Here is a 2424-nt window from a genome sequence, read left to right as displayed (position 1 = left end):
CCTTGCCCCTGTGCCTCGCCCGCGCCGTCGACGGCCACCGCGCGCACGCCCGACGTGCCGATGTCGATGCCCACGAACAGCGGCGCGGCGCCGTGCGTCATGGCGCGGTCTGCGCGTTGGCGCCGTAGGACTTGAATTTTTCGAGCACGCGGTCCATCTCGTCGGCGTCCAGCATCACGGGCTCGCCGCAGGAGCGCGCCAGCAGGTACTGGTGCGACAGCGTCTCGACCTCGATGGCCAGCGCAAAGGCCTGACGCAGGTCGGGGCCGGTGGCGATCAGGCCGTGGTTGGCCAGCAGGCAGGCGCGCCGGCCTTCGAGCGCGGCCAGCGCGTGCTGCGACAGTTCTTCGGTGCCGTAGGTGGCATAGGGCGCGCAGCGGATGTCGTGGCCGCCCGCGGCCGCCACCATGTAATGAAAGGGCGGTATCGACAGTCGCTGCACCGCCAGCGCGGTGGCATGCACCGGGTGCGCATGCACCACGGCGCCGGCCTCGGGCTGGGCGGCGTAGATGTCGCGGTGAAAGCGCCACTCCGAGCTGGGCTTGAGCGGCCCTTGCCAGTCGCCGTCCATGCGCACCCAGGCCAGCGATTCGGCGCGCAGGTCAGCGTAGTCCACGCCGCTCGGGCTGATCAGCAGGCCCGCTTCGCCGCCGCGCCCGAAGCGCACGCTGATGTTGCCCGAGGTGCCTTCCGACAGGTGCGCCGATGCCAGTTGCTTGCAGTGGCGCACGATGCTTTCGCGCAATGCGTGTTCTTCGTTCATGGTGTCCGTTCAGGCGCGAGCGCCGTGGAGGTGGGAGAGGCCTGGGCCATGCCGTGCGGCGCGGCGGGCCGCCCGCGCACGGTTTCCAGTGCGGCGCGTTCGACGCGGATCAACGCGCCGTACGCTTCGAGTTCGGCTTGGGTCTGCCGCGCGACCAGCCCAGGTACGGCGCCACCAGCGCGGCCACGAAGGGCGCCAGCGCCAGCGCGCCGTCGGGCAGCTCGATCGACAGGTGGGTGCGCCGCACCAGCACGTCGACCAGCGTCTGCGCGCCTTCGGCGAGCACCGCGTACACCAGCTCGGCGGCCAGGTACTGCGCGGCGCCGGGCAGCGGGCGGCCCAGCGCGGGGTCGGCGTCAGCCAGCGCGCGCAGGTCGCGCACGCGGTCGCCGTGGCGCTGCAGCAGGCGCGCGGCGTCCGCCGGCTGCATGCCGAAGCGCTGCGCGAGTTGCGCGCCGCTGTCCTTCACCTGGGCCCATTGCGCCGCGCCGACCAGCGGCAGCGTGGCGGTGCACGAGGGCGTGGCCACGCCCAGCGGCTGCACGGCGGCATCGACCGCGTCGCTCGCCATGCGGCGGTAGGTGGTGTACTTGCCGCCGACGATGGTGGTCAACCTTGGCGGCCCGGCAATGACCGCGTGGTCGCGCGACAGTGCGCTGGTGGCGTCCGCGTTGTCGCCCACCGACTTCAGCAGCGGGCGCAGGCCGGCGAAGATGCCGAGCACGTCGGCGCGGCCCACCTTGCGCTCGAGGTAGCGGTTGAGGTTGTCGAGCAGGTAGTCGACGTCGGCCGCCTCGGCCACGGGCTGCGACTTGCCGCCGGTCCACGGCGAATCGGTGGTGCCCACCAGCCAGTAGCCGTACCAGCGCCGCGCGATGATCACCGAGTCGGTGGCGCGCGCCAGGATGCTGGTGTCCGACTGCAGCGCCTCGGGCCGCAGCAGCACGTGCACGCCCTTGGCCGGCTGCACGCTGAAGGTGTTGGCGCCGGCCAGCTGCTGCAGCTCGTCGGCCCAGATGCCGGCCGCGTTGATCACGGCGCGCGCGGCGATGCGATGCGTCTGGCCGGTGAGCGTGTCGCGCACCACCACGCCGGCCACGCGGCCGTCTTCCTCAGCCTTGAGAAAGCCCGTGACCGGCGCGCGCGTCACCACCTTCACGCCGCGGCCCGCCGCGGTGCGCACCACGGCCAGCGTGTGGCGCGCGTCGTCCATCAGCGCGTCGTAGTACTGGATGCCGCCGACCACGCGCCGGTGGTCGATCGACGGTACGTGCGCCTTCAGCGCGCGGCGGCCGAAGTGCTTCTGCCACGGCACCGCGCCGCCCTTCAGGCCGAACAGGTCGTACAGCAGCACGCCCGCGCCCACGTAGGGCCGCTCCCACCACGACCGCGTGAGTGGGTAGACAAATGACTCGGGCCGCGCGATGTGCGGGCACAGCGTCTTCACCATCAGGTCGCGCTCCTCGATGGCGTGCGCGACGAGCTTGAAGTTCAGTTGCTCCAGGTAGCGCAGGCCGCCGTGAAAGGTCTTGCCCGAGCGCGAGAGGTGCCCGCCGCGATGTCGCCGGCGTCCACCAGCACCACCGACAGGCCGCGCGCCGCCGCGTCGAGCGCGGCGCCCGCACCGGTCACGCCCGCGCCGATCACCACCAGGTCGCAGG

The 2424-nt window shown here is 72.6% G+C and carries 2 protein-coding genes and 1 pseudogene; all 3 read right to left on the bottom strand.

The window, feature by feature from the left end; genetic code table 11:
* Positions 1–97: 97 nt before the first annotated feature.
* Entirely contained in the window at positions 98–763 is a 666-nt protein-coding gene (locus tag BMG07_RS40410; RefSeq protein ID WP_198089177.1) for a class II aldolase/adducin family protein, read from the bottom strand.
* 109 nt (positions 764–872) lie between these two features.
* The gene (locus BMG07_RS45300) at positions 873–1334 is read right to left on the bottom strand and encodes a glycerol-3-phosphate dehydrogenase C-terminal domain-containing protein (RefSeq protein WP_374221476.1); all 462 of its coding nucleotides are present in this window, start codon (positions 1332–1334) and stop codon (positions 873–875) included.
* 66 nt (positions 1335–1400) lie between these two features.
* Positions 1401–2395: pseudogene (locus tag BMG07_RS45295) on the bottom strand (glycerol-3-phosphate dehydrogenase/oxidase); the annotation flags it as partial.
* Positions 2396–2424 lie beyond the last annotated feature (29 nt).

It is taken from the genome of Variovorax sp. E3 (assembly GCF_016082275.1).
Taxonomy (GTDB): Bacteria; Pseudomonadota; Gammaproteobacteria; order Burkholderiales; family Burkholderiaceae_C; genus Variovorax.
The sequence above is the reverse complement of the archived record's forward strand: the minus strand, read 5'-3'. Positions and strand labels throughout refer to the sequence as shown.

Excerpts from the sequence above, each read along its gene's own strand:
- BMG07_RS45300 (WP_374221476.1), bottom strand. The coding sequence starts at position 1,334 with ATGGCGAGCGACGCGGTCGATGCCGCCGTGCAGCCGCTGGGCGTGGCC.
- BMG07_RS40410 (WP_198089177.1), bottom strand. The coding sequence starts at position 763 with ATGAACGAAGAACACGCATTGCGCGAAAGCATCGTGCGCCACTGCAAG.